This window comes from Shewanella sp. 10N.286.52.E4 (assembly GCF_041468785.1).
Taxonomy (GTDB): Bacteria; Pseudomonadota; Gammaproteobacteria; order Enterobacterales; family Shewanellaceae; genus Shewanella; species Shewanella electrodiphila.
The window spans coordinates 34508-60853 of record NZ_JBFRJJ010000019.1 but is presented as its reverse complement, the minus strand read 5'-3'; the positions used below and the strand labels follow the sequence as shown (position 1 = coordinate 60853).

Annotated in this window: 21 protein-coding genes, 1 other RNA gene and 1 pseudogene; 11 read left to right on the top strand and 12 right to left on the bottom strand. The window is 41.8% G+C overall.

The features are described from left to right. Positions 1–4: 4 nt before the first annotated feature. The 3 genes from AB4153_RS09960 to AB4153_RS09950 all read left to right on the top strand — a co-directional run bounded on the left by AB4153_RS09960 (position 5) and on the right by AB4153_RS09950 (position 3713). A complete protein-coding gene (locus AB4153_RS09960; protein WP_371997268.1) occupies positions 5–1636 on the top strand; it encodes an ABC transporter permease in 1632 nt (543 codons plus the stop codon). 1 nt (position 1637) lies between these two features. Beyond that, the gene (locus AB4153_RS09955) at positions 1638–2666 is read left to right on the top strand and encodes an ABC transporter ATP-binding protein (protein WP_248955510.1); all 1029 of its coding nucleotides are present in this window, start codon (positions 1638–1640) and stop codon (positions 2664–2666) included. Between the two features lie 108 nt (positions 2667–2774). Next, a complete protein-coding gene (locus AB4153_RS09950; RefSeq protein WP_229369178.1) occupies positions 2775–3713 on the top strand; it encodes a Dyp-type peroxidase in 939 nt (312 codons plus the stop codon). 107 nt (positions 3714–3820) lie between these two features. Here AB4153_RS09950 and argR read toward each other — a convergent pair whose 3' ends face one another. Further along, complete coding sequence (gene argR, locus AB4153_RS09945; protein WP_102528260.1) at positions 3821–4291, bottom strand: transcriptional regulator ArgR; 471 nt, start codon at positions 4289–4291, stop codon at positions 3821–3823. Positions 4292–4607: 316 nt separating this feature from the next. On the opposite strand from argR, the gene mdh reads away from it, so the two are divergent. Then, the gene (gene mdh, locus AB4153_RS09940) at positions 4608–5543 is read left to right on the top strand and encodes a malate dehydrogenase (protein WP_229369177.1); all 936 of its coding nucleotides are present in this window, start codon (positions 4608–4610) and stop codon (positions 5541–5543) included. A 61-nt stretch (positions 5544–5604) separates the two neighbouring features. Here mdh and AB4153_RS09935 read toward each other — a convergent pair whose 3' ends face one another. The 3 genes from AB4153_RS09935 to AB4153_RS09925 all read right to left on the bottom strand — a co-directional run bounded on the left by AB4153_RS09935 (position 5605) and on the right by AB4153_RS09925 (position 7390). Beyond that, the gene (locus AB4153_RS09935) at positions 5605–5886 is read right to left on the bottom strand and encodes a pentapeptide repeat-containing protein (RefSeq protein WP_371997310.1); all 282 of its coding nucleotides are present in this window, start codon (positions 5884–5886) and stop codon (positions 5605–5607) included. 158 nt (positions 5887–6044) lie between these two features. Next, positions 6045–6875 carry an SDR family NAD(P)-dependent oxidoreductase gene (locus AB4153_RS09930; protein WP_371997265.1) on the bottom strand — a complete coding sequence of 277 codons (831 nt, stop codon included), beginning with the start codon at positions 6873–6875 and terminating at the stop codon, positions 6045–6047. Between the two features lie 125 nt (positions 6876–7000). Continuing rightward, a complete protein-coding gene (locus tag AB4153_RS09925) occupies positions 7001–7390 on the bottom strand; it encodes a thiol-disulfide oxidoreductase DCC family protein (protein WP_102528263.1) in 390 nt (129 codons plus the stop codon). Positions 7391–7538: 148 nt separating this feature from the next. On the opposite strand from AB4153_RS09925, the gene AB4153_RS09920 reads away from it, so the two are divergent. The 3 genes from AB4153_RS09920 to AB4153_RS09910 all read left to right on the top strand — a co-directional run bounded on the left by AB4153_RS09920 (position 7539) and on the right by AB4153_RS09910 (position 12923). Beyond that, positions 7539–8627 (top strand): efflux RND transporter periplasmic adaptor subunit, encoded by a 1089-nt coding sequence (locus tag AB4153_RS09920; protein WP_102528264.1) that lies wholly within the window; start codon positions 7539–7541, stop codon positions 8625–8627. A gap of 1 nt (position 8628) precedes the next feature. Next, entirely contained in the window at positions 8629–9780 is a 1152-nt protein-coding gene (locus tag AB4153_RS09915; RefSeq protein ID WP_371997263.1) for an efflux RND transporter periplasmic adaptor subunit, read from the top strand. Between the two features lie 74 nt (positions 9781–9854). Continuing rightward, positions 9855–12923, top strand: coding sequence for an efflux RND transporter permease subunit (locus AB4153_RS09910; RefSeq protein WP_371997261.1), 3069 nt, complete (start codon positions 9855–9857; stop codon positions 12921–12923). Here AB4153_RS09910 and AB4153_RS09905 read toward each other — a convergent pair. Next, positions 12895–13122 (bottom strand): annotated as a pseudogene (locus AB4153_RS09905) (hypothetical protein); the annotation flags it as partial. The gene AB4153_RS09910 and the pseudogene AB4153_RS09905 overlap by 29 nt on opposite strands. Before the next feature lie 219 nt (positions 13123–13341). On the opposite strand from AB4153_RS09905, the gene folX reads away from it, so the two are divergent. The 3 genes from folX to folM all read left to right on the top strand — a co-directional run bounded on the left by folX (position 13342) and on the right by folM (position 15358). After that, entirely contained in the window at positions 13342–13698 is a 357-nt protein-coding gene (gene folX, locus AB4153_RS09900; protein ID WP_102528314.1) for a dihydroneopterin triphosphate 2'-epimerase, read from the top strand. A 70-nt stretch (positions 13699–13768) separates the two neighbouring features. Next, complete coding sequence (gene folE / locus AB4153_RS09895; protein ID WP_102528267.1) at positions 13769–14413, top strand: GTP cyclohydrolase I FolE; 645 nt, start codon at positions 13769–13771, stop codon at positions 14411–14413. A 219-nt stretch (positions 14414–14632) separates the two neighbouring features. Continuing rightward, positions 14633–15358: a dihydromonapterin reductase gene (folM, locus tag AB4153_RS09890; RefSeq protein ID WP_371997259.1), complete on the top strand. Its 726-nt coding sequence runs from the start codon at positions 14633–14635 to the stop codon at positions 15356–15358. A 125-nt stretch (positions 15359–15483) separates the two neighbouring features. On the opposite strand, the gene AB4153_RS09885 is transcribed toward folM, so the two are convergent. Next, positions 15484–16695, bottom strand: coding sequence for an MFS transporter (locus AB4153_RS09885; protein ID WP_248955501.1), 1212 nt, complete (start codon positions 16693–16695; stop codon positions 15484–15486). A gap of 165 nt (positions 16696–16860) precedes the next feature. On the opposite strand from AB4153_RS09885, the gene AB4153_RS09880 reads away from it, so the two are divergent. Next, positions 16861–17742, top strand: coding sequence for a LysR family transcriptional regulator (locus AB4153_RS09880; RefSeq protein ID WP_303515282.1), 882 nt, complete (start codon positions 16861–16863; stop codon positions 17740–17742). 136 nt (positions 17743–17878) lie between these two features. On the opposite strand, the gene AB4153_RS09875 is transcribed toward AB4153_RS09880, so the two are convergent. The 6 genes from AB4153_RS09875 to AB4153_RS09850 form a co-directional block, all read right to left on the bottom strand. Then, positions 17879–18652, bottom strand: a complete 774-nt coding sequence (locus AB4153_RS09875; protein WP_303515279.1) for a 5-formyltetrahydrofolate cyclo-ligase — start codon at positions 18650–18652, stop codon at positions 17879–17881. Between the two features lie 226 nt (positions 18653–18878). After that, the gene (locus tag AB4153_RS09870; protein WP_303515277.1) at positions 18879–20765 is read right to left on the bottom strand and encodes a hypothetical protein; all 1887 of its coding nucleotides are present in this window, start codon (positions 20763–20765) and stop codon (positions 18879–18881) included. Positions 20766–20819: 54 nt separating this feature from the next. Continuing rightward, the gene (locus tag AB4153_RS09865) at positions 20820–23303 is read right to left on the bottom strand and encodes a hypothetical protein (RefSeq protein WP_371997257.1); all 2484 of its coding nucleotides are present in this window, start codon (positions 23301–23303) and stop codon (positions 20820–20822) included. 42 nt (positions 23304–23345) lie between these two features. Then, positions 23346–24800, bottom strand: a complete 1455-nt coding sequence (locus tag AB4153_RS09860; RefSeq protein WP_371997255.1) for a glycerophosphodiester phosphodiesterase — start codon at positions 24798–24800, stop codon at positions 23346–23348. A gap of 374 nt (positions 24801–25174) precedes the next feature. Further along, positions 25175–25357: non-coding RNA, 6S RNA (ssrS, locus tag AB4153_RS09855), on the bottom strand. Between the two features lie 62 nt (positions 25358–25419). Continuing rightward, complete coding sequence (locus AB4153_RS09850; RefSeq protein WP_102528275.1) at positions 25420–25728, bottom strand: cell division protein ZapA; 309 nt, start codon at positions 25726–25728, stop codon at positions 25420–25422. Between the last annotated feature and the right edge of the window lie 618 nt (positions 25729–26346).

The following is a 26346-nucleotide window of genomic DNA, read 5'->3' as shown; positions in this document are numbered from 1 at the left end:
ATTTATGATCTTAGGCTTAACCAGAAGCTGGTCGCTCGCTGGTTATGCGATTGCGGTAATATTAATATTGCCGCTTTTTGCACTTTTAGTACAAGCAACATTCCCTGACGAAGCTGTTTTTAGTCATTTAATTGATACCGTACTTCCAACCTATATCAGTAACAGCCTGTTGCTCATGTTGCAGGTTTGTCTCGGTTCTTTAGTCATTGCTGTTCCTGCTGCTTGGTTAGTGGCGAGGTGTGACTTTCCTGCTCGTCGATATTTTCAATGGGCATTATTACTGCCCCTAGCAATGCCCGCTTATATTGTTGCGTATGTTTATACCGACATGCTTGACTATGCAGGCCCCGTGCAGCGCATGTTAAGGCAAGTGTTTGGCTGGACCTCCCCTCAAGATTACTATTTCCCTGATATTCGTACTTTAACTGGTGCAGCTATCATGCTGTCATTGGTGTTATTCCCGTATATCTATTTGCTGGCTCGCACCGCTTTTATGGAGCAATCTTCGAGCTTATTGCACGCCTCACGTATTATGGGCTGTAGTCCTTGGCAAAGTTTCTGGCGATTAGGTTTACCGATGGCAAGGCCTGCGCTAGCCGTTGGCATGGCATTAGTTGCCATGGAAACGGCTGCTGATTTTGCCACTGTAAGCTACTTTGCTGTGCCAACACTTACCACTGCTGTATACGATACTTGGCTAGGGTATGGCAGCCTTTCAGCGGCAGCAAAATTATCAGCAATCATGCTATTGGTCATATTCGCTATGGTGGGTTTTGAGCGTTTTGCCCGTCGTAAACAAGAGTTATTCCAAAAACAATCAAGGTTAACTGAGTCTGATCGCTATCACCTTAAAGGCGTTAAAGCTTGGGTGTCTTTTGGCTATTGCAGTTTACTTATTGTGTTGGCTTTTTTACTGCCATTTATGGTGCTTGCGGGTTATGCCATCGACTATTTCGATGAAAGCTGGAACAGTCGTTTTTGGCAATACAGTTTTAATAGCTTATACATTGCCGCTGTTGTGAGCTTTATCTGCGTTGTTTTAGCCTTACTGATGATGTTTATTAGGCGAGTGAGCCCGCGTAAAAGTGACATTTTACCTTCTCGGTTAAGTAGCACAGGTTACGCGATCCCTGGCACCGTATTAGCTATCGGTGTGTTAGTGCCATTAACCTATCTTGATTTCGCGATTAATGATGTTTATGACTATTTTGATGCCCGTGGACCAGGACTGCTATTTACCGGCAGTGTGTTTGCGTTGATTTTTGCTTTCTGTGTTCGCTTTGTGGCGATTTCAATCGGGAGTATTGAAAACAGCTATAAACGCATATCGCCTTCATTAGATATGGCCAGTATTACCATGGGGCAAAAGCCACGACAGTTATTATGGCGCGTGCACTTACCTTTACTGCGTAAAGGTATATTTGCTGGCGCGTTACTGGTCTTTATCGAAAGCATGAAAGAACTCCCTGCGGCATTATTACTACGTCCTATTGGATTTGAAAACCTTGCGACCCATGTTTTTCAATTCGTTTCAGATGAGCAACTCGAACATGGTGCTTTAGCTGCTATTGTGATTGTAATTGTTGGGCTTATCCCGTTGATTTACCTAAACCGTTCATTGGAGCAAGAGAGCTGATATGTCCACATTGACCATTCAAAATGTAAAAAGTGACTACCAAGGACAGGTGATTCTCAAAGGATTAAATCTGACTTTAGAGCAAGGTGAAATCGTGGCTCTTTTGGGCCCAAGTGGTTGCGGTAAAACGACATTGCTTCGCGCGATTGCCGGACTGCAAGCCATTAGTGAAGGCAGTATTGCTATCAATGGTCAGTCGCTAAGTGCTGATGGTGTGTTTGTCCCGAGTGAAAATCGCGGCATTGGAATGATATTTCAAGACTATGCGTTATTCCCCCACTTAACCGTGAGCGACAATATCCTTTTTGGAGTAAAAGACTTAACTGCAAAAGAACGCAGTGAACGCCTAGAAGATATGTTGCAACTGGTTAAACTTGAAGGGTTAGGTAAGCGATACCCTCATGAATTATCGGGTGGCCAGCAGCAACGAGTGTCGATTGCCCGCGCGCTGGCTTATCAGCCTGAACTGCTATTACTCGATGAGCCTTTTTCAAATATTGATTCGCAAGTACGTAGCGAAATGATGTTAGAAATTAGGCAAATCCTTAAGCAGCGTAACGTTAGCGCAGTATTTGTTACTCACAGTAAAGATGAAGCATTTGTATTTGCTGATAAGTTAGCTTTATTTAAAGAAGGCGGCATTGTTCAGCATGGGTTAGCTGAAGAGCTATATGCTGAACCTATTGAGCGTTATGTGGCTGAGTTTTTAGGCGAGGGCAACTATTTAACTGTTACGGTTAAAAGCCCAACACAGGTCTCTTCGGTTTTAGGGTTAATTGAGAGTACTAAAACGTTAAACCTCGCGCTTAATAGCCAAGGTGAATTACTACTACGACCGCAACAAATTGATTTACAACCAGCATCTCAAGGGCATGGTGAAATTGTCGAAAGGCGTTTTCTGGGTACAATTTGTCATTATTGGGTTAAAGTAGGGTTACAAACGCTCGAAGTGAGAAGTCAATTAACTGCATTGAAGCTTGGTCAGAAAGTGAATTTATCCATATCGGCACACCCTTTAGTGATATTTTAGTGACCTAAGTCTAAATTGGTTAATTATCGTATAGAGCATAAGGAATAAATTGCTCAACTACCTTACAATATTAGCATCTTATTATTGTCAAAGGTGGTTGATTCCAACATGGAAACACAGAATATGCCTCGCGAACAGTTAGGAGTTTGTGCTGAAGGAAATTTGCATAGCGTCTACTTGATGTTTAATGCAAATGACGGCGTTGAAGCTCAACTGCGTCCTTGTTTAGCCAATGTAGCCCAATATATTTACGAGTTATCAGATCAATATGCAGACAGTGCCTTTAATGGTTTTGTCGCTATTGGTGCTAACTATTGGGACACTATTTATGGTGAACAGCGTCCAGCTCAATTGCGTCCATTCCCAGCGATGCAAGAGGGGAATCGTGATGCTCCTGCCATTGAGTACGATTTATTCATGCATATCCGCTGTGATCGTTATGATATTTTGCATTTAGTTGCCAATGAAATTAGCCAAATGTTTGAAGGTTTGGTTGAGCTAATTGAAGAAGAACGTGGTTTCCGTTTCATGGATAGCCGTGATTTAACAGGCTTTGTTGACGGCACTGAAAACCCGAAAGGGCGTAGTCGCCAAGAAGTTGCGCTAGTCGCTGATGAAGATAATCAATTTAAAGGCGGCAGTTATGTGCATGTGCAAAAATATGCTCATAATTTAAGTAAGTGGAATCGCCTACCACAGAAGAAACAAGAAGATATTATCGGCCGAACAAAGCAAGATGATATTGAATATGCTTCTGAAGATAAGCCATTAACCAGCCATATTAAACGCGTTAACTTAAAAGACGCTGATGGTAAGTCAATGGAAATCCTACGTCAAAGCATGCCGTTTGGCTCATTAAGAGAGCAAGGGTTAATGTTTATCTCGACCTGTAGCAAGCCAACTCATTTTGAAGAAATGCTTCGCAGTATGGTGCACGGTGATGGCCATGGTAACCATGATCATTTAATGCAATTCACTAAAGCATTAACGGGCTCATCTTTTTTCGCCCCTTCATTAGATTTCTTAGCTCAGTTTGCTAATGACTAACCTGTTTAGTTGTTAACTATCAGACACAAAAAAAGCAATGCGATGGCATTGCTTTTTTATTGGCTGACTTCCTGTCTTACATCGGTTAGTTCGCCGATATCGTTTAATTACTCGCTGTAATTAAACAGTGACTTAACCGTTTCCAGTGTATCGTCAATAGTCTTGATGCTAGCTGGACAAATGAAAATAGTGTCATCTCCAGCAATCGTTCCTAAAATCCCCTCAGGCTTACCTATTGAGTCCAATAAGCGAGCGATCAACTGTGCAGCGCCAGGGCTGGTGCGAACCACAATCATTGCTTGGTTATGGTCAACGTCGAGGACGAGGTTTTTTACTGGGCTACCTGCGGTAGGAACACCTAATTCTGCAGGTAAACAGTACACCATTTCTTGTTTAGCATTTCGAGTACGTACGGCCCCAAATTTGCTCAGCATACGTGAAACTTTTGACTGGTTGATATTGCCAAAACCTTCTGCTTGCAGCGCGTTAACTATCTCACTTTGGCTACCAAAGCGCTCTTCCTTTAGTATCGACTTAAACGTTCTAACGAGTTCATCCTGATTCTTGGTCGCTGGCATATTTTTTTCGTCTTATAGTAATAATTAAAATGAATACAATATATTCACAAAACGGGTTCATTTTGAATAGATAAACGTCACAAGTCAAGAAATAAGCTAAATCGGTGAATAAAAATTCACTTTACAGTGTGAATGGCTAAATCAGTGATTATTTATATACATATCATAGAATAAGTAATTCACCTTACTCCACTAACGGATAATTGAAATTGTCTCGCTGATGCAGTAATGTGACGCCACAAGAAATATGATCTATGTCACAAACTGCGAATCATACATTTAGAAGTCATACACTAGAACGTTATTGGAGATAATTATGAAAGTAGCTGTACTTGGTGCTGCTGGCGGTATTGGCCAGGCCCTAGCTTTACTATTAAAAACTCAACTTCCTGCAGGCTCAAAGTTGTCTCTTTATGACATTGCTCCTGTTACTCCAGGTGTTGCTGTCGATTTAAGCCACATCCCAACAGACGTTGAAGTAACTGGTTTTGCTGGCGAAGATCCAACGCCTGCATTAGTTGGCGCTGATGTTGTGTTAATCTCTGCTGGTGTTGCACGTAAGCCAGGTATGGATCGTTCAGATCTTTTCAACATCAACGCGGGTATCGTTCGTAACTTGATTGAAAAAGTGGCAGCGACTTGCCCTAAAGCATTAATCGGTGTGATCACTAACCCAGTGAACACTACGGTTGCAATTGCTGCTGAAGTACTTAAAAAAGCAGGTGTTTACGATAAAAATCGTTTATTCGGTGTTACTACACTGGATGTTATCCGTTCTGAAACTTTCATTGCTGACCTTAAAGGTCTAAACGTTGCTGATGTAAACATTAACGTTATTGGCGGCCACAGTGGTGTGACTATTCTTCCACTTCTTTCACAGGTTGAAGGCGTAAGCTTTACTGATGAAGAAGTTGCAGCACTTACTACACGTATCCAGAATGCGGGTACTGAAGTTGTTGAAGCTAAAGCGGGTGGCGGTAGTGCGACACTTTCAATGGGTCAAGCGGCATGTCGTTTCGGTCTATCATTAGTACGTGGTCTTCAAGGTGAAGCAAACGTTGTTGAGTGTGCATACGTAGATGGCGGCAGTGAACATGCTGAATTCTTCGCACAGCCTGTAGTGCTAGGCAAAAACGGCGTTGAAAAAGTTCTTCCATACGGCGAAGTTAGCGCGTTTGAAGCCAATGCACGTGATGCAATGCTTGATACACTAAAAGGCGATATCAACCTAGGTGTTGAATTCGTTAAATAAGCATTTCGCTTATTGACTAAAAAAGCGAAGCGTAATGCTTCGCTTTTTTGTGCCTGTTTGATCATTGAATTCTTAGCAAAAGTACCATCATGCTCTTGGCGTCACAGAGTTTTATCAAGGTACCGTTTACCAAGCTACTGTTTATCAAGGTATTGTTTACCAAGCTACCGTTTATCAAGGTATTGTTTACCAAGGTACCGTTTATCAAGCTACTGTTTATCAAGCTACTGTTTACCAAGCTACTGTTTATCAAGCTACTGTTTATCAAGCTACTGTTTATCAAGTTACTGTTTATCAAGCTACTGTTTATCAAGCTACTGTTTATCAAGCTACTGTTTATCAAGGTATTGTTTATCAAGGTATTGTTTACCAAGGTACTGTTTATCAAGCTACTGTTTATCAAGGTATTGTTTATCAAGGTATTGTTTATCAAGGTATTGTTTATCAAGGTATTGTTTACCAAGGTACCGTTTATCAAGGTACCGTTTATCAAAGTATTGTTTACCAAGGTATTGTTTTACCTTGCCAGTCTAGAAATTCCGCTTCATGATTGAATGATAACCCTTGATGAATCGTCAGTAATTGTTGTGCGACAAATTCAGTTGTGAACAGCTTTCCTTCGGGTACGTTGTGTTGAAATGGTTTTGATAAATCAGTGTCTGTGGTACCGGGATGAAACGCAATCAGTTTGACGTTGTTAGCTCTGCGGCCATATTCAATTGCAGTGGTTTTGATTAGCATATTTAATGCCGCTTTCGATGCACGATAGCTATACCAGCCACCTAAATTATTATCACTGATACTGCCCACTCTGGCGCTTAATACCGTTATGATGCAAGGCTGTTTACCTTTAAGCAATGTAGTAAGTTGTTGTAGCCACATCATCGGCACTATGGTGTTTGAATGGAATAGTGCCTGCATCGATTCTGGATTAATCTCTTCTAAGCGCTTTTCTGGCGCAAGTAATGGGCACGATGTTGTGTCTTTTGAACTTGTCAGGGATTGAACCTCAGCAGTAGAGCTGCCGTTGGCTTGCTTATCAACTTGATTGTGTAACCTACCATTACAGATAAACACGTTAACGATATGGCCTTTGATTGGGGCTAAGGAATCGCAAATTTTTGCTATGCTTTCAGCTGTATAATCTGAAACCATATGCTGCAGATTAACCTTATTCTTAATCGCATCAGTCACAGTAGCTTGGTATTGTGTACTTTGACTGACAGTAATGATTTGTTCGATGTCATTATTTGCAATTAATTGATCAACAATGGCGCTTGCAATACCTGATGATGCGCCAATGATGATGGCTGATTGAGTGCTGTTGAGCATTGACACCACCTAGGTTGCTTTATTAATCGATTGAGTCTGCTTACTCGATGTATTCAAGTTACTCGATGTATTCAAGTTACTCGATGGATTCAAGTTGCTCGATTGATTCAAGTAATTTGATTGATTCATTTTAAGTTGCAGCTACCTGTTTCACAGCGCTGTTGACCTGTTAATAAGTAAGAAATTTTATAGCGATTTTTAGCAAAACCTCGATAAGCGATATCTGCAAAAGGCTTGACACAAGGCAACCTGAGTAACTGTATCCATTTGTGCTTGCCGGTTAATGCCCACGCTTTAGCTGTCACATCTAAGCCTGTAAGGATTTCACCCGTGTTGGTTTCAGCATGTAATATCTTATTAGCCACACTTAAATCAATATGAGGATACTTTTGCTCAAAACCCTGCTGATTTAGATCCGCCAGTTCAATTTTATGCAAGCGGTCATACTTTTTAAGTTGCTCCATTTCATTACTGCACAATGGGCACGCGCTATCGTAAAAAATTCTTAATTCCATTGTGAGACCTCTTTCAGATTTATTAATAGTCATTATGGGTACGCTCAATGTCACACAATAGATCTCTTATGAGTATCAGCGCACCTTTAATGCCAAGGTATTGAGTGTTACTATCGAGTTAATTGCTCACTTTTTGATGGAACAAAATATGAAGAAACTCAACCAGTTTGCTTCTTTTTTACTCATAACCTCCACGACGTTCTCCTGTCTTTTTACTTTTTCCGCCGCCGCTGCAAGCAGCGATGAAGCCACTAGTGTTTCTAGCATTCCAAGACCTGTCAAAGTGGAACAAGTCGATATCGGCACAGAATACCGTGAGCGCTTTTTACCAGGAGAAGTTAAAGCATCTGAAAAAGCGGCTTTATCTTTTCGTGTGTCAGGTGAAATAGCCCAAATATTGGTGAGACCCGGTGATCCTGTCAAAGCGGGTGATATTTTGGCGACACTGGATAGTGATATATACCAGCAGCAATTAGCCGTCGCCCAAGCGCAGTTTGAATTGGCTAAAGTACTTTTTGAGCGTAATGAGTCCTTGGTTGAGCAAGGTGTTGTATCTCGTAATGATTATGACCAAGCAAAGAGTGATTACACTATTGCCCAAGCAGCGTTGGATAAAGCTAAAGCTGACGTGACGTACACTAATTTAATCGCACCCTATCAAGGGGTGATTTCTAAGCGGATGAAGCGTGAGTTTGAGTTTGTGCAAATGCAAGAAGAGGTGATGGGGATCCGCACTGAGTCCGCAGCAGATATTAGCTTTCAGTTACCCGAACAGTTTATTGGATTTCTACAAAAATCAGATAAGAGCTTACAAGATATCAATAATATCGAAGTGAAATTTGATAGTCGCGATCACTGGTATGCGGCAAAACTCAAAGAGCTAAACACGGTTGCAGATCCAACGACCAGCAGTTACACCATCATTCTTACTTTACCTATGCCAGATGAACTTAATGTACTTCCCGGGATGTCAGCGCAGGTGAAAGTTAAACTACCCGCGAGAACGGCCGATGCTCACCCCAAAATTCCTGCTGGTGCAATGGTTAAAGAAAACCAAGATACTTTCGTATTTGTTTGGTTACCTGAAGAGAAACGGATAAAAAAAGTGGCTGTGACATTACAAGGCACTCGATTAATGACAGGTTTAAATGATGGTGATTGGTTAGTGGTTGCTGGAGCAAGCGAGCTCAAGGATGGTCAGTCTGCGGTTAAATGGATTAAAGAGCGAGGATTATAAGATGAAGACACTTTTTCCTCATAAGATATTTTCTACTCATAAGAAATTTTCTTCTCATAAACGGGTGAGTCATAAAGTGAGAAACACCTTAGCGGTATTAGTAAGCCTTATTGCTATAACAGCATGTACGCCGAAAGTGACCATAGAGCCAACTGAAACTTTAGTAAAAACTTACACTTTACCCCGTGCTAATAATGAAGTGATCAGGGAGTTTAATGGCGTTGCAAGAGCGCAGGATTTAACTAACCTGTCATTTCGAGTCGAAGGACGAATTGAGCGAATTCCTGCAACCAAAGGCAAAGTGGTTGAAAAAGGCGAGCTGCTTGCAGTGCTAGAAAAACGTGATTTTACAATCGCATTGAGTGACCGACAAGCCCGAAAAGAAGTCAGCTATAAGCAAGCCCAGCGAGGCAAACAGCTGGTTGATAGTAAGCTGATGGCACAATCTGAGTATGATCAAATGAATGCACAGTATTTGGTGGCTAAAGCGGAAGAGAAACAAGCTGAACTCTATTTGCAGTATACCGAACTTAGAGCACCATTTTCAGGCATTGTCAGTGATGTATTTTTGGAATCTTTTGAAAATGTTCAACCGGGAGTGTCGGTATTGAGCATGCAAAAGGTTGAGCGAATCGAAGTCGATGTGCAAATCCCTGACGTACTGATTGCAGTGTCTAAAAAGGAAGAGGACAGAAAGCAGCAGGCACGACTTAAAGTGAGCTTTGAAGCGTTTCCTAATACGACATTTGAAGGGCGTTTACTTGAAGTTAATACCGAAAAAGACCCACTAACATCGACTTACATTGCCACCATCGCGGTCGATTTAGACCCTAAGTACAAAGTATTGGAAGGTATGCCTGCCAAAGTCGAAGTCAACTTAAGTGATATGACATACACCTATAATCGAGAGTATCTAGTGCCCATTGAAGCCGTGGTCATGCAAGACGGTAGCGATATCAATACCCAAGCAAGTGGTGTCTGGCTTTATAACCTAAGTGATAAATCAATTGAATATCGCTCAGTGACGCTAGGGGTGATTGTCGGCAATGATATTGAAGTCACCAGTGGCCTTGAAGATGGATTGACGATTATTACGACTGGCGCCGCAAGGTTAGTGAAAGGTCAGCGTGTAAAGCTGATAGAAGGAGCCTAAATGATGGGAATATTAATGGGCTCTTATGGCCACAATAGTGACTTACTAACAGCGAAAACAAAGGAATGTGTCTTATGAATATTGCAGGTTACTTTGTTAAAAATACCGTTATCAGTTGGATGTTTACCTTAATCTTATTGATTGGCGGTTTAATGGCATTCACCGGTCTTGGTCAGTTAGAAGATCCACCATTTACGATTAAAGATGCCGTTGTGGTAACGCTGTATCCGGGGGCGACTTCAACAGAAGTTGAAGAAGAAGTGACATATCCCATTGAAAAGGCGATTCAAGCCTTGCCATATGTGGATTACATTCGCTCATTAAGTACTTCTGGTATGTCACAAATCACCGTGACCATGAAAAACATCTATGGCCCAGAAGAGCTACCGCAGATATGGGACGAATTACGTCGTAAAGTGAACGACATGTCAGCCAGTTTACCGCCAGGGGTTCAAACACCGATCGTTAATGATGACTTTGGTGATGTATACGGCATCATGTTGATGGTCAGCGGAGCAGACTATAGCTACCGCGATATTCTCGATTATGTTGATTATGTAAAACGTGAACTTGAGTTAGTCCCAGGTGTGGGTAAAGTTTCCCTTGCAGGTAATCAGCAAGAGCAAGTCTTTGTTGAGATGTCACTGAACAAAGCAGCTAGTTCTAACATTGACCCTTCATTAATCCAAAATTTGCTTAACTCGCAAAATATGGTGTCTGATGCGGGTAATATCAGAGTGTCAGCCGACAACTTAAAAATCCGCACTAGTGGCGGGTTTAAGTCCGTCAGCGAGCTTGAAGAATTAATTATTCCTGGCACTCAGGGCAACAAGCTTATCTATTTGAAAGATGTCGCAACGGTTTCTCGTGGCTTTCAAAACATTCCAACCAATCTACTTAAATTTGATCAACACGATGCCATTAATATCGGTATTTCATTTTCAACTGGGGTGAATGTAGTTGAAGTTGGTAAAGCGATTGATGCCAAACTGGCGAGCATTGAAAGTGTCCGCCCAGCTGGGATGGTCATTGAAACCATGTACAACCAACCAAACGAAGTGGACGCTTCAGTAGGCAGCTTTGTATGGAATCTGATTGCCGCAGTGGTGATTGTGGTCGGGGTGTTACTGGTATTTATGGGCTTCAAGTCCGGTATCTTAATTGGGTTAATCTTATTTTTAACCTGCCTAGGCACCTTTATGTTGATGCTACAAGCCGAAATTGAGCTGCAGCGGATCTCATTAGGTGCGCTTATTATTGCACTGGGGATGCTGGTGGATAATGCCATTGTGATTGTTGAGGGAATCCTCATTGGCAGGCAACGAGGGCAAACAACACTAGAAGCAGCTCAAGCTATTGTAAAGCAAACCATGTGGCCACTTTTAGGCGCAACAGTGATTGCGATTACCGCATTCGCCCCTATTGGCTTATCGCCTGACTCGACAGGTGAATTTGCCGGTTCGCTATTCTGGGTATTGTTGTTCTCGTTATTCTTATCTTGGATTACCGCAATTACGATTACGCCTTTCTTTGCGCAGCTATTTTTTGGCGCAGAGGGTGAGAAAGTAGAAGGTGAGTTAAAAGATCCTTATGGCGGCGCATTTTTTGTGTTTTATAAAATGCTGCTCGATCTATGTATGCGTTTTCGCTGGGTCAGTGTTATTTCAGTAGTGATTGCGTTTTGTATCTCTATCTATGGTTTTGCATACGTTAAACAATCCTTCTTTCCACCTTCAACGACTCCGATATTCTTAGTTGATGTTTGGATGCCTGAAGGCACGGATATACGTGAAACCCAAACGGTTGTCGAAGGCATGGAGAGCATCGCAGTTGAGCTTGATAATGTGGAATTTGTCGCCTCGACCATAGGTAAAGGTTTCCCGCGCTTTTTGCTGACGTACTCACCTGAAAAAAATTACGCATCTTATGCGCAAATTTCTATTCGTACGACAGACTTTGAAACCTTAACCGATGTAATGGTTAAGTTCAGAAAGGATGTTGAAACGGATTACCCTCAAGCGCAGCTTAAATTCAAGCGTCTTGAAATTGGTCCATCAACGGATGCGAAAATAGAAGCGCGCATTAGTGGCGCCGACCCAGATGTATTGCGTAGTATTGCCGCACAAGTGATGGAAATCTTTAATGCCACCCCCGCCACAGTCAATGTACGTCATGACTGGCGTGAGCGAGTGAAATACATTGCACCACGCTTTAACGAAACCCAAGCGCGTCGTTTAGGTATTGTAAAAAGTGAAGTTGATGAGGCATTGAAGTTCTCGTTTACTGGCATGCAAATTGGTGTTTATCGAGAAGGAACAACACTGCTGCCTATTATCGGTAGGCTACCAGAAGATGAACGTATTGATATCGAGTCAATGGAAAGCATCCGCATCTGGAGCCCAGCACTGAGCGCGTTTGTACCGCTGCAGCAAGTCGTCGATGGTTTTGAAGTGAAGTTTGAAGATCCGATTATTCAACGCCGGGATCGTAAGCGTACCTTAACGGTATTTGCTGATACTGACTTTGAATATGACATTTTACCTGCGGAGCTATTTAAAACCATTAAGCCGAAAGTTGAAGCATTGGAGCTGCCTGTGGGTTATGAGCTGCAATGGGGCGGTGAGTATGAATCTTCAAGTGATGCGCAGGAGTCATTATTTGCGACGCTGCCATTAGGGTTCTTGTTCATGTTCTTAATTACGGTGTTCCTATTTAACTCTGTTAGAAAGCCGTTAGTTATCTGGGCTTGTGTACCGCTTGCGATTATTGGTATTACCTCAGGTTTATTGATTTTAGATAAACCATTTAGCTTTATGGCGCTGTTAGGGATGCTGAGTTTATCGGGCATGCTACTTAAAAATGGCATTGTATTACTGGATCAAATCAATACCGATATTAATAATGGGATTGAAACTTTTGAGGCAGTATTTAACTCCACAGTCAGCCGTGTAAGGCCAGTATGTATGGCGGCAATTACGACTATTTTAGGGGTGTTACCGCTATTAACCGATGCCTTCTTTGAGTCGTTGGCTGCCGTGGTAATGTTCGGTTTAGGTGTGGCAACCATTCTGACATTGATCATTGTGCCAGTGTTCTATCTGATCATATTTAAAGTTAAGTATAGAAACTACAAAGAGTTTTAGTTAGCAAAACTAGCGATTTATCGCTATAACTATTAGGGGCTGTTGATCTTTCAAGGTTGTTTTTGCAGCGAGTTGTTGGCCATGCTATGTATCAAGGGCGCAAGGCAGAGACTTTGTGGTGTAGTTATTCTACATAAAAAGTCGATAACGCAGTAAAAATGACCAACAAACGCTGCCCGAAGGGTTCGACTAAAAGCGTTTACTCTTTGTTGGATTTATCTTTGTGAATAAAAGGTGCTTAGATGACTAGGCATCAATTCATCCGCCTCGATTAAAACGCTTTTATTTCGAACGAAACTTAACCAGAAAAGTTCAGCAGGCCCTAGTCAACTTTAGAAAGTTGGCTCTTTTTTATGTGATCTAACTTGCTCATTCTCACGTATCACGTTTATGTATTTACAAGAGGCTCACTATGTCTATTAGCCAAGCAATGATTAAAGTAACAAATCTTCGTTTACGTACCTTTATTGGTTTTAACCCAGACGAACGTGAAAAACAGCAAGATGTTGTGATCAATATTGAGATCCAATATCCAGCCGACAAGTCATTTGAAACCGACGATGTTGCTGATGCACTAAACTATAAAGTTATCACTAAAAAAGTTATTCAACATGTTGAAGAAGGGCGTTTCTTATTGCTCGAAAAGCTAGTAGCAGATGTACTGGCTATTTGTAGTGAACACCCATCTATTACCATGTCACGAGTAACGATTGATAAACCTCATGCTTTACGTTTTGCCGACTCTGTTTCACTGTCTTTAGAGCAGCGCAAATAAGCGATCGCCTAGCAAGCTTTCACGTAACGGTGTGGTTTTTATTTGGCACGGGTTGTCATAAGGAAAACACATGATTTCAGAAGAAGCACGCAAAGTGCAGCAAGTATTAATTGAGCGAGGTCTTGAAACGCCATTAGTTGAAAATGACATGACTAATGAGCAAAAAATTGAACGTATCCAAGGCTTAATGACTGAAGTTGTTTCAACTCTCGGGTTGGACTTAACTGATGACAGCTTATGCGAAACGCCGCATCGGATTGCAAAAATGTACGTTAATGAGATTTTCTCAGGGCTTGATTATCATCAATTTCCTAAAGTGACCCAAATAGACAACAAGATGGGCGTTGAGGAAATGGTTAAGGTCAGTGATATCAGTGTCGTGAGTACTTGTGAGCACCACTTTATTACCATCGATGGTGTAGCTGATGTAGCATATTTGCCGAAAAAGAAAATTATCGGCTTATCCAAAATCAATCGACTGGTGCGATTTTTTGCCCAACGTCCTCAAGTACAAGAGCGCCTGACACAGCAAGTGCTGGTAGCGCTACAAACCTTACTTGAAACCGATGATGTAGCGATAAGCATTAATGCTACCCATTACTGCGTTAAGTCTCGTGGGATTATGGATACTCAATCCCACACTAAAACGTCAGCTCTGGGTGGATGCTTTAAAAATAATCCAGCTTCACGGGCAGAGTTTTTCTCTAAGGGTTAAATAAGCTAACTTGTCTTTTATAACTTAAAATTGATTCTACAAACTAAGTTTACAAAAGCTGAGTTTACAAAAGCTACAAAAGCTACAAAAGATAAGTCTATAAAAAGTCATCAATGATGATTAGGCCATTAGTCAGTGCTAATGGCCTTTGTTTTTTCGAGTTTATTTTTTAATATCCATAAAGCAGATTTGGATTAACACAAGAATAAGAGATCCCAAATGAAACAAACCATACTGATTACCGGTGTCGGCAAACGAATTGGCTATGCATTGGCAATGCACTTTATTGCCCAAGATATTAATGTGATTGGCACTTTCAGAAGTCACTATCCATCAATCGATGAGTTGTTAGAACTAGGGGCTGATTTATATCAATGCGACTTATGCCAACCCGCTGAAATCGATGACATGCTGACTCGAATTAAGGCGCAGCATCAAGGATTAGATTGCATTATTCATAACGCATCTGATTGGCATAACGATAAAACCAGTGCTGACATCACCTCTGCCGATATCATGACCAGAATGATGAACATTCATGTCAGCGCGCCTTATCAAATAAACCTTGCCTTAGCAGACATGTTAACTGCCTCAGCAGGCGAAAGTGTCGGTAGCAGTAACATTATCCACATTACAGATTACGTTGCTGAAAAGGGCAGTCAGAAACACATTGCTTATGCGGCCAGTAAAGCGGCGCTGCACAATATGACCTTATCTTTTGCTGCCAAATTAGCCCCAGCAGTAAAAGTGAACTCTATTGCGCCGGCAATGATTTTGTTTAACGAAGGTGATGATGAGGCATATAAAGCCAAAGCATTAGCCAAAGCGATATTGCCAAAAGAGGCGGGTAATAGTGAGATTATCGAGCTTGTGGATTATCTGCTTGCTAGCCAATATGTCACTGGCAGAAGTTATGCGGTAGATGGTGGTAGGCAGTTAAAGTAGCCTTTAAAATACTGCGCTATGTTGTCGATTAATGATGATATAACGATGTTCAGTGAAGATAGGCTAAGCGCAAGGCTTAGCCTATTTATGTCGTCACTAAAACATTATGTTATGACAACCAAAAGTTAGTCAGAGCATAGGCTTTGAGCGTCAGATTGAGCCTTTGTATTTAAACCTGCCGTCTTGTTATCTAGTCGGCCACTTAATCGTGTTAATCCCAGTGCAATCAATACAATCACAGCGCCAACCCAAGGGGTGTGCATTAAGCCTGCGTTAGCCACAATTAATCCGCCGCCCCAAGCGCCTAATGCAATACCGACGTTAAATGCGGCGATGTTTAAACCTGAAGCAACATCAACGGCATCTGGCGTGTATTTTTCAGCTAGCTTGACTACGTATACTTGTAAACCAGGGACATTACCGAAAGCAAATGCGCCCCAAATCAAGATAGTGATTACAGCTGTTACAGGGTTAACAGCGGCAAAGTTAAACATGATCAATACCGTTACCAAACCAGAGAATATGATGGTTAGCGCTTTAATCGGGCCCATTTTATCTGCCATTTTACCGCCCCAAATATTACCGACGGCTACCGAAACACCATAAACCAACATAATCAGTGCTATCGCATCAGGATTAAAGCCTGAAACTTGCTCTAAAATTGGCGCTAGAAAAGTAAAAGCGGTGAATGTGCCGCCATAACCCAAAGCGGTAATTGCGTATACCAGCAATAAGCGTGGCTGAGTTAATACTTTAACTTGAGCTGATAACTTGGCCGCTGGTGGCTGTTTTAAGTTATTAGGCACTAATATCGCGCTACCAATGAGGGCGATTAAACCCAGTACAGCGACGACTAAAAAGGTGGCTTGCCAACCGAATTCCTGGCCAATGTAAGTACCTAACGGTACCCCTGTCACCAAGGCTACAGTGAGGCCGGTAAACATAATGGCAATAGCGCTGGCAGCTTTTTCTTTTGGCACTAAACCTGTCGCAATGGTTGAGCCAATCGAAAAGAAAACACCATGGGCTAAACCTGTGAGTATTCGCGCCAGCATCAAGGTAGTGTAATCAGGCGATTGCCACGCCAAGAAGTTGCCGGCTACAAACAATGCCATTACGGCAAGTAACACATGTTTGCGATTCCATTTACCCGTAAGGGCTGTTAGCACAGGAGCGCCAATGGCGACTCCTAATGCATATAAACTAACAAGTAACCCTGCTGATGGCAGAGTGACATTTAAATCGGCAGCCATAGTCGGAATTAAGCCGACGATGACAAATTCAGTGGTACCGATAGCAAAGGCGCTAAGCGTCAATGCAAGGAGTGCTAAAGGCATAATATTGTCTCATTCAAGTAATTAACTTCAGTGCGTGTTTTGTTTCAATGACGCTATTATGCCGACAAGCTTATTTGCTAAAAATAGTGCTTTTTACAAATTACTTTTGTCGTTAATGGTTATAATGAAGAGGCGAAATGACATTGAAAGATTAAGGGGATAGACATGCTGACAAGATCCGATGATTTAACCATCTTACTGACCGTGGTAGATACCGGAGGGTTTTCTGCAGCAGCAGAAGCACTGGATATTCAAGTTGCAAGGGTATCGCGTGCGGTGAGTAAAATTGAAAAGCAGTTGGGCGTATCTATTCTTAATCGCACCACCAGACGCGTGAATGTTACTGACGAGGGGCGACGTTTTATTGATTCAATTCGCACAGGGTTGCAGCAGATCCAACAAGCTGAAGATGATCTTATGGCACAAAAAGAAATGCCCCAAGGGCGCTTACGCGTGGATGCCGCTAGCCCATTTGTATTCCATCAACTGGTGCCACTCATCAAGTCATTTAATCAGGCATACCCTAACATTCAATTAGAGCTAAGCTCCAATGAAGGCATTGTCGATTTAATTGAAAAACGCACCGACTTAGCCATTCGCATTGGTCATTTATCAGATTCTTCATTACATGCTAGAGCACTGGGTAAAAGCGCCTTGTACTTAGTGGCAGCACCAGAATATCTCGCTACTCGAGGCATACCGATGCAAACCGCCGATTTAAGCGCACACGACACCATAGGTTTAACAGGCTCAAAAGCACTCAATCAATGGCCGTTAAAAGGATTTGAAGCACTTAACCCGAGTTTTTCATCCAGCAACGGTGAGACGGTGCGTCAGTTAGCGTTAGCAGGTAATGGCATTGCGTGTTTATCAGGTTTTATGGTCAAACAAGATATTGAAGCTGGGCGATTGATATCGATACTAGAAACACAAAAGCTATCTAATACAGCAAGGGAACAGGTCAACGCTGTGTACTATCGTTCCTCCACAGTCGCCAAGCGGATCTCTGCCTTCATCGACTTTATTCAACCTAAGTTGAGTTTGTAGTTGGTTAAGCAGACTTTTGCGCTCAGTCAATATTGGCAATGCCAAATCTAGAGCGCAACCCTAAACTTTTAGTTAAGCGAACTTTTCATTAAGCTAACTTTTGATTAATCCAACTTTTAGTTAACCCAACTGCGCATTACCCCAAATGTGCTGAGAAAATTCTTCTTGTTGGCGTAATGATCACCGGTAAGGGCACATCCCAATACTCTATTGGTAAAAAGCTCACTTGTTGGCAGTCATGGGCATAACCTACAGCCAGAGGTTTATTGTCAGTTACTTGTGCTAGGGTGCGATCGTAAAATCCGCCGCCCATCCCCATACGGTTACCTTGATCATCAAAGGCCACTAATGGGGTCACAATCATATCTAGTTGGTTTACTGTAACCATATGGCGGATATCTAACTTAGGCTCAGCAATATCATAGCGATTGTTAATCATCTGGGTATCCGGGGTGTAGCGCATAAACAGTAAATGGCCCTTAGCAAAAGGGTGCAAGCGCGGTAAATACACCTCAACATCATGTTTCCATAACGCTTCAATTAACTTGCCCGTTGCTAATTCGCCATCAAAACCTAAATACATTGCGACCCGCTTAGCAGAAATCCGTTGAATTTCGGCTAACAAGTGACGGCTGGCAATTAAAGCCAATTGATTTTGATCCGCTGCTGAAATCCCATTACGTTGCTGCCTGATATGGCGACGTATATTGTCACGACTCATATCATTACTATCAAAAATAGGCTCAGATAATGAAGGATCGGTAAAAGAGTCATTTTCCAACATTATTTGATGAGATACCGCAGGATCAGTTGCAGTGCTGCTAGAGGAAAAATAGGTAATTGAGGTTTGATTTGCAGCTTGAGTTAATGGCTGCTCATCTGAATTAGTCATAAAACGCGTCATGCTCATAGGTAGGAAGTACTCCATCACTTACAAATGAAAGATAAAAAGGCGTTATTAATAAGGAAACCGTTTTCAGGTTATCGCGATAAAGCAAAATTTCAAAGAAGATAATCAACTGTTTAAGCAGCATTTGCTTATATGACGAGAATTAATCAGTTGTAAGATAAAAAAACGCAGATTAGGTTACCCATAATCTGCGTTTTTCAATTGTGTATTACTTAGCAATGATGGGTTATTTTTCCATGTTCATTGATTTTAGTAATACTGGGCTGTCGTATTCAGCAACTAAACATTTGGCTTTTAGCCAGAATTGGCGACGTGTAAGGAAGTAGGCAAATATTACTGATAACATGGCCCATTCAACTAGGTTTTCGGCCATGAATCGAGTGCCAGGATGTAAAAACTCCAATAATTCATGCGGATACCTTCCATGGTTTTCAATAAAACCGACTCGAGTATTCAATAAATACAGGCCGTAATGCATGGCGCAGAAGGCACCAATACCAGCGATGAACCCAAGTAACTTGGTATACCATCTGTTAGGCAATTTAGCGCCAAACATCATAAAGTAAAAGCCCACTAATATTGATGCTGCCAATAATGCATTGGTTACTTCTAATGGATGGTTAATAACTTCAAGCCCGTTATAGAACAAGCTGAACCCAATATGTGGGACGAGTATGGTTAAACTGAATGCGAGTAACCATGTCTTCCCAGGGCCAATGTTCTTCCAATACCACTTTTTGACGCATTGAAAGCTCAGCCAGAAAAAGCCAAAAAAGAATAAGTAATTACATAAAGCAGGCAGGCCAAATAAGGCAAACTTCATTGTTAGTAATGCAAAATACCATTCAGGAAGCTGTAGTACACTCATGCGGTATGCAGAATCTTGTGCAAAAGTGGGGTACATGGCAGCGAATAAAATGCCTAAAGTAAGGAATAGAAAAGTGAAACTGATCAACCCGCCAAACATTTTAGGTGCAATACCTTTAACACTTTGTTTTTTAAGCTGGGTCACTAAGGTTTGATAGTTAGAAACGATCGCATCTTTAATATCGGTTGATACCCAGTTCTCTTCCAGTAATCCAATTTTTGTTTTGGTTTCGCTAGCTTCAATGATGTCTTTAACCGCAGGCGTTGCCAGTACCGATTTATCAGTTGATTGACTACCGCCACCTAATTGCTTGGCCACACTCCACACAGCTGGATCGTAAACACCACCGGCATCGTGGGTGTTATTATTGCTCCCAGCAAAGCACATTGTGGTATCAACTTGATCGATGTTGGCATTAAATTGCAAAGTAGGCAGGTTAGCGGTAAAGGCATATATAAAGGTGCAACCATCTAACGCACCTTCTACATTAACTTCGGTGACTTCAGTTAATTGGTGAACGAGTTTTAGGCCGGTTTTCTTAACGTAATCGGTAGTCCATTCATGGTAATCATTGGTGTTATAAGCCCACTTTGTGCTGCGTATTGCATTACCGTCAATGGTGTAACTAAAGTAGAGGTAACCACCACCATCACAGGTGCGACAAGTGACCTTGCCACTTCCGCCACATCCGCCACAAGTATTACTACCACTCCCCCAACAAGCAGAACATGACTCCGTAGTATGAACCGTGCGATTGTTTTCATAACGAGTGACATGATTACGGCCCTTGCCGCCGCAACTTGAACAAGAAGTACTGCCACGACCATGACAACTAGAACAAGTATCTTTACCTGTACCGTCACAGGTATAACAGACTTTACTGCCTACATAAGTCTCAGGGGCTGATTTTAAGCCCCTATCTTTAATCAAAAAATTCTCAGAAATATCAGGGCCGAGGATTTTAAGGAAGCGATCGTTGAACAAGCTATTTTGACCGCTAACATATTGTTTAGCAGTATCATTAGCACAACTATAGGCATTTGATGCCGAGCCAGATTTTATCCCAGAAGGGCAATGGCCGCCGTGTTCATGTTCTGTAACACCGATCTCAATGGTCCAGCCAAAGGTAAAATTGAGCTCTGGTAGTTTTGTTTGTTCGTCGCTTAATACAACGGGTACATTTACACCCGTTAAGTCTTTACCGTTATTGCGGATAAACTCTTGGAATTGTTCTAATTTACTCACGTAATACTTCCTATCAATCAATGCGTGAATGTGACGTTAAACTGGTCGTTCGTTTTATAACTTTATGGTGAAATCTGTTTCATCGGCCTTGAGGTATACCCATTTTCTAACAGCTTGATGGCCATTAGCTGACACTTTAATGTCATAGCCTCCAGGCGGCAGCATCATACCTGCCGCATATTTCGGTTTAATGTTCATTACGGCGATATTCGCACCACTAATATTAGTAGTAATAGTGAGTGGCAATAAGGCTTTAGCTACAGATGCTGAGCTTGGCTGAGAGCTGGTTTCATGTTCTGGCATGATGGCTAAATCAAAGCGGTTAATCGGCTCGCTAATCGCATCAAATCCCCGAGTAATCATTAGGTGTTCATCGATCCGAGCACCAATAGGTTGCACCATAGGCTGAGTCACCAATAACCATTTAAGTGCGAATGAAATACTGGCAGAGTCATTGTTTTCCATTTGCTCAAAAAAGTAATGCATAGCGGAATCTTTCATGGTGTATTGGTTACTACTCACGGTGATTGGTACGATAAAAATCGACAACAATAACACCGCAGAAATTCCGCCTTTAATGTAACCTGCTTTGGTTTTTTGTTTACCATCGGCGGGTTCATCATTGGTTTTATTGGCTTGCTTAGCTTGGACCAACTCAACGGCTTTCATCGGCAGTTTTAATACCGTTAATAACACTAATGCTAAGCTAATCGACATGGATATAGGTGGCACTATGGTTGCGCGCAGTGCAGATTTACCCGTTGATTCAAATGCGCCACCATCAGCAAATTCAGCTTGCTGGGCCTCAAGTACATTAAGGTACTCTGTGGTTTTACGTTGAATATTAGGCTCAATAATACGTTGCTTAAATTCGCGGTTATTCCAATCTGCGAGGGTTGGGCTAACATAAAGCTCTTTCATTTTCCGTTCGATACGTTTTTGAATGTCGCCTTGCTTTTGGAATTGTGACCAACTCAAATTAGGCGGCATATCTAAGCCTTTATTTTTCATGCTGGAGCGCCAGCGTTTATCCGCTTCTTGGCGAACTTTTTTGGCAACGGCATTATCAAAACTGGTGCGATCAGCCATCACCCAAGTGGTGGGTAAAGACAAACCTTTTTGTTTGAGGGTTTTATTCACTTTAAGGCTGGTTAATTCATGATGTCTAAATTCATGAATAGACGAAATTCCTAATGGGTAACCACCTGATTCTTTGACAAAGTCAGGTTCCATTTTCACCATCAACACATTCTTATAGTGGTTAACATCATTGGTATAGACCATACGATGATCTTTAAAGCCTGCATCGCCACCCGTCGCAGCATCAGCGGCTTGCATCGCGGTAAATAAACCAAACGTCATGATGCCGGTGATAATAGAGTTACCGACATTTTCAGACGTCGAAATCTCTTCTCGGATTAACCAATCATCAGGCGGAATATAAGGGATGCTGTATTTAGCGATCTCTTTGTCGTAGCCCTTTTGTAAACGTTCATAACAGCTGTTTTTACGGCTGCCTTTTTTCATGTCGCCGCATTTATTGCGACGCTCAAAAAAATCATACATTTTAGGGGCGATTTTTTGCGCTCTAGATTCAACTCGAGCTTCATAAGCGCTAACGCCTTTTTGATACTTACCCCAACCTTGTTTCACTTGATTTTGAGTATCTAGCCAATACTCATTTGAGCGTTCAGGTGAGCTTGCCAGTGCTTGGTTGTATTCGTTAGAACCTTGAGCATACTCTTTGTAATTATCCCGCAGTGAATGACGAAACTCATCATAGTTTGCGTAGTGCTCGTCAAAGCGAGACAACGCGCGATCGCGGACAAACTTTTCCATGATCATGCGCTTCTTTTGTTTAAGATCATCGACCAGTTTATCGTCAGCGTAAACTAAGCCACCAAACACCGATAAGAAGGTTTTTTCTGTGGCGTTATGGTCAGAGTCAGGGTCGTAATCAATGCCTTCAAACTGGATTGACTTTTCAATCAACGCACTGCGTAATACTTGAGATAAATAAGCTTGTTGACGCTCAGACGGTGACGAGGCATCAATAATAAAATGATCAACCAGCCATTTTTGCCCAAAAAACACCGTTGGCCATACCAAGACTGCAATCAAGGCGAAGTAGCCAATGGCTCGGCCTACACGTGCGACTCGCTTGCCCTTTAATAGCATATCGGCCAACAACAAGGTGACACCAATACCACTGATGGTTCGGCCAAATAATTCAACCGCGCGTAAATCATCTTCGCTGGAGTTTTTGCCGCCTGCCACATCAGTCAGCGCAGCATTAAATACCGCCTCAGGGAACAAATACAATACCGAGCAAATAAACATCAGCATCATCCACCAAAAAGGTTTGCCTAATTTGGTGATTTCATTTTCACGGGCTTGCTGGGCAGCGGCCTTTTCGGACGAGCTTTTCTGCTTTTTTTGTACTTTTTCTAATTGCTTTTCTGCCACTTGCATTTTCTGCTGTGTTGGCGTTTTATTGAGCAAGTTGGTTGCAAATGGGCTTTGTTTTTTATCAGTCATTTTGTTGCTTACTTTTTGTTTTTATTATTGTCTTTGTGTGCGCTATTTTGCTTTGCTATCAGGCAAAGTGAGTAAAATGGTTTCACCGGTTTTATGCTCAATTTTCTCGTCAGTAATGGTCGGGAATCCATGCTCAAGCAAGGGGGTTGGCGTGGTATTTTTCACCTGTGCCTTTTTGGCGCCAGTGATGGATTTAAGCCCGTCATTGAGAGAAAGGTAATAGCCTTCAGTCTGATAGCCCAACATTTCCTGAAATCGATCAAAGTCTGCATCTTGAGGCAATGATGCGATATAACGACCGAGGTTACTGAGCGGTTGGTAGCGCTTTGCAGGCACTGAGGCAGTAAATAAACGTTGGCAAATTTTATAAGGCGTCGCATCCACAATCACACCGTCAGGCAGCTTATTCTTGTTGAGTTTAAGCAGCTGTGTTTGATGATAGTCGGTGCCATTGAGTGAATAAGTATAGACTTTCATTCCTAAGCTATGAGCTCTACTTTTTACTGCTAAATGCTGCATATAGCTGCGAATATCCAGATGAATACCAGAATTGCTACCGAGCTTATTTTGCAGTTTTCTTAGGGCTTCGCTGCTGGTGTAGTCTTTGTAACGAGAACGATAGCGCTTAGTGCCGTAGCGTCCAGCTAGCTCGATGTCATCTTGGTTATCAAGGTAATAGGCGTCATTTTTAACCCCCTTACGTAAATCACTGCGTAGCTTTTCTATACTCGTTGGGTGGCCTCCTTGTAAAAAACCAAGGTACACATAAGGGTTAATCCCACGAAGTTTGTATAAAGTGTCTTGATCTGCCGCTGAATAATAATAACCACTGAGGCCAATATATTTACGCAGCATATTGTCTAAATCGACAAGCTCTTGGCCATTGGCATCGGACTTTATTTCTACATTGAGTTTTTGTGAAGGCAGGCGATAAGCGGCAAATATCTTAAATGCTTCAGCGGCCGTAATTGGGCGCTCATTGAGTAAAGCATTCGTGTCTTTATCACGCAGTTTCAGTTCAGAAAAATCTTTGCGAGACATACGCTCAAGCTTGTAGCGCTCGCCAGTGTAGTGCACGGTTGCACGACCAGTTTGACTGTCATGGTGATTAACCCAAGTGCCATCTTTAAGTAGCATGACGTCAATTTCAACACTATTGAAGTTGTCATTTAATGCTGCAGCAATGGCGTTATAGCTACTTTCCGGTTGACGAAAGTCACCACGATGGGCTGAGATATCAATAGGACATTGTGCTGTTGATAGCATCTTAATATGGCCATGATTGGTGAGGTATAAATTACGATCGCCAAGCGCCATTTGGGTATCAATAATATCTAGGCCCTGACTAGCTGCATCAAGAGGTAAGTGAGCAAGTGCAGCGGGGACAACATAAGCTGGTTCAACGGGTTCTGGAGTTGATTTACAGCCAGATAAGATAACGAGACCAGTGATAACTATGAGGTTGAAAAAGGTAAAATGTCGGGTACGACCTGTCATAATCCATATTTACAAGTTATTAATATTGTAGGCTTTATACATGATTGTTTTCCCTGAAACAATATCAACCATAGTTTTAACGTGTGTATCTTTGTCAGTTTGCGATACGTAACAATTTTGCAGCCTGATTACACAAGTTTTGATACAGTTTTTGACAAGTATTGGATAGTTAACTGAGTTGCTTAAGGGGAGGGTAACGTGGCGGGACTTGATTGTTAAGTTGTCGACACAGTACTAATAAGTATTGAGTTAAGTATTGGGTTAAGTGCTGAAAACGGACGCTTAATCGTAAAGTATATGGCTAAATTTCAGAGTCAAATGCTGAAGATTCAGGCATAAAAAAACCACCCAATAAGGTGGTTTGTTTAATTAGGATGCTCCCCAGAATACCGACCGTCGGTGTAGCCCTTGAACCGTAGGTTCAAGGCGGGAAAATGTTCATCTCCTAAGGTTTCTCGGTACAAGCCGAGCATACGCAATGTCAATGAAAGCATTCACCCTGGGTTTGTAAATATCGGCACAGGGACATAACCTACAAGCGCATATCCCAGGGAGCAAAACCGGTGTGAATCATGTCAAACTCAACTTAAAATTGGTCTAACACAAGTCTAAAAACTGTTTAGTCGTCCTTGCTAGTTCGTTCAATCAGCGAGTTTTCTAACGTCGACTGTAATAACGAAATACGCTCATCCATTTGCGCCATGTACTGCTTATTCTTTTGCTGTTCTTCATGTAACTCGTAACCAATATTCAGCGCGGCCATAATGGCTAATTCTTCGCGGCTTAAATTGTTGGTACGTGCTTTCAGGTTAGTCAGCTGTTGCTCAACACCTTTAGCGATCGAACGCAATGCATCCTCTTGTCCTTTTGGACAAGCGATAGAGTAGGTGCGCCCTAAAAGGGAGATATCTATAGCACTATTACTCATATGTCGCTGAGGATCCTTATTCGTCTAAAATAAAAATTGTAGCAGTTTATCTAACCCCTTGACTGTAACGCTTTAGCATTAAAGCCATTTCTCTTTAAGATTAAGCCGTAAAGCTTATCGCATAACACTAAGTGCTTATTATCTAACACTCAATCAAGAGAATGGAACTAGCCTATTTGCGGACTATATAGCGCATATATTAAAAGTGCAAGGTAACTCGCGTCCTTAACACTTATTTGCTTGATGTATGAGCAGCTTAGGCCGCATATGTAACCTCCTAGTGACAACAGAGGTTAATTGCTAGCAATTTATCGCTATCCAAACTGAATCAACAGATACCGCAACTAGATACCGAATATGTTTATTTCGACCTGATTAAGCATACTAGTTTTGACACCATTCGCTTAGTTTATCGAGTTATATGTGGCAAGGTTTATATTAGCTTTTGATTTAGTTAATTCAGCACCATTAAAAAACTGAAAACAGAACCTAATGATTAACAAGCAATTAGCCTGTTATCTAAGCTAATCATCCCAAGGTGCTTTATACTAAAGAGATTCACATCAAAGTTTGTATAAAAACACGTCACCGGTGGCTAAATTACTCAGCAAATTCTTG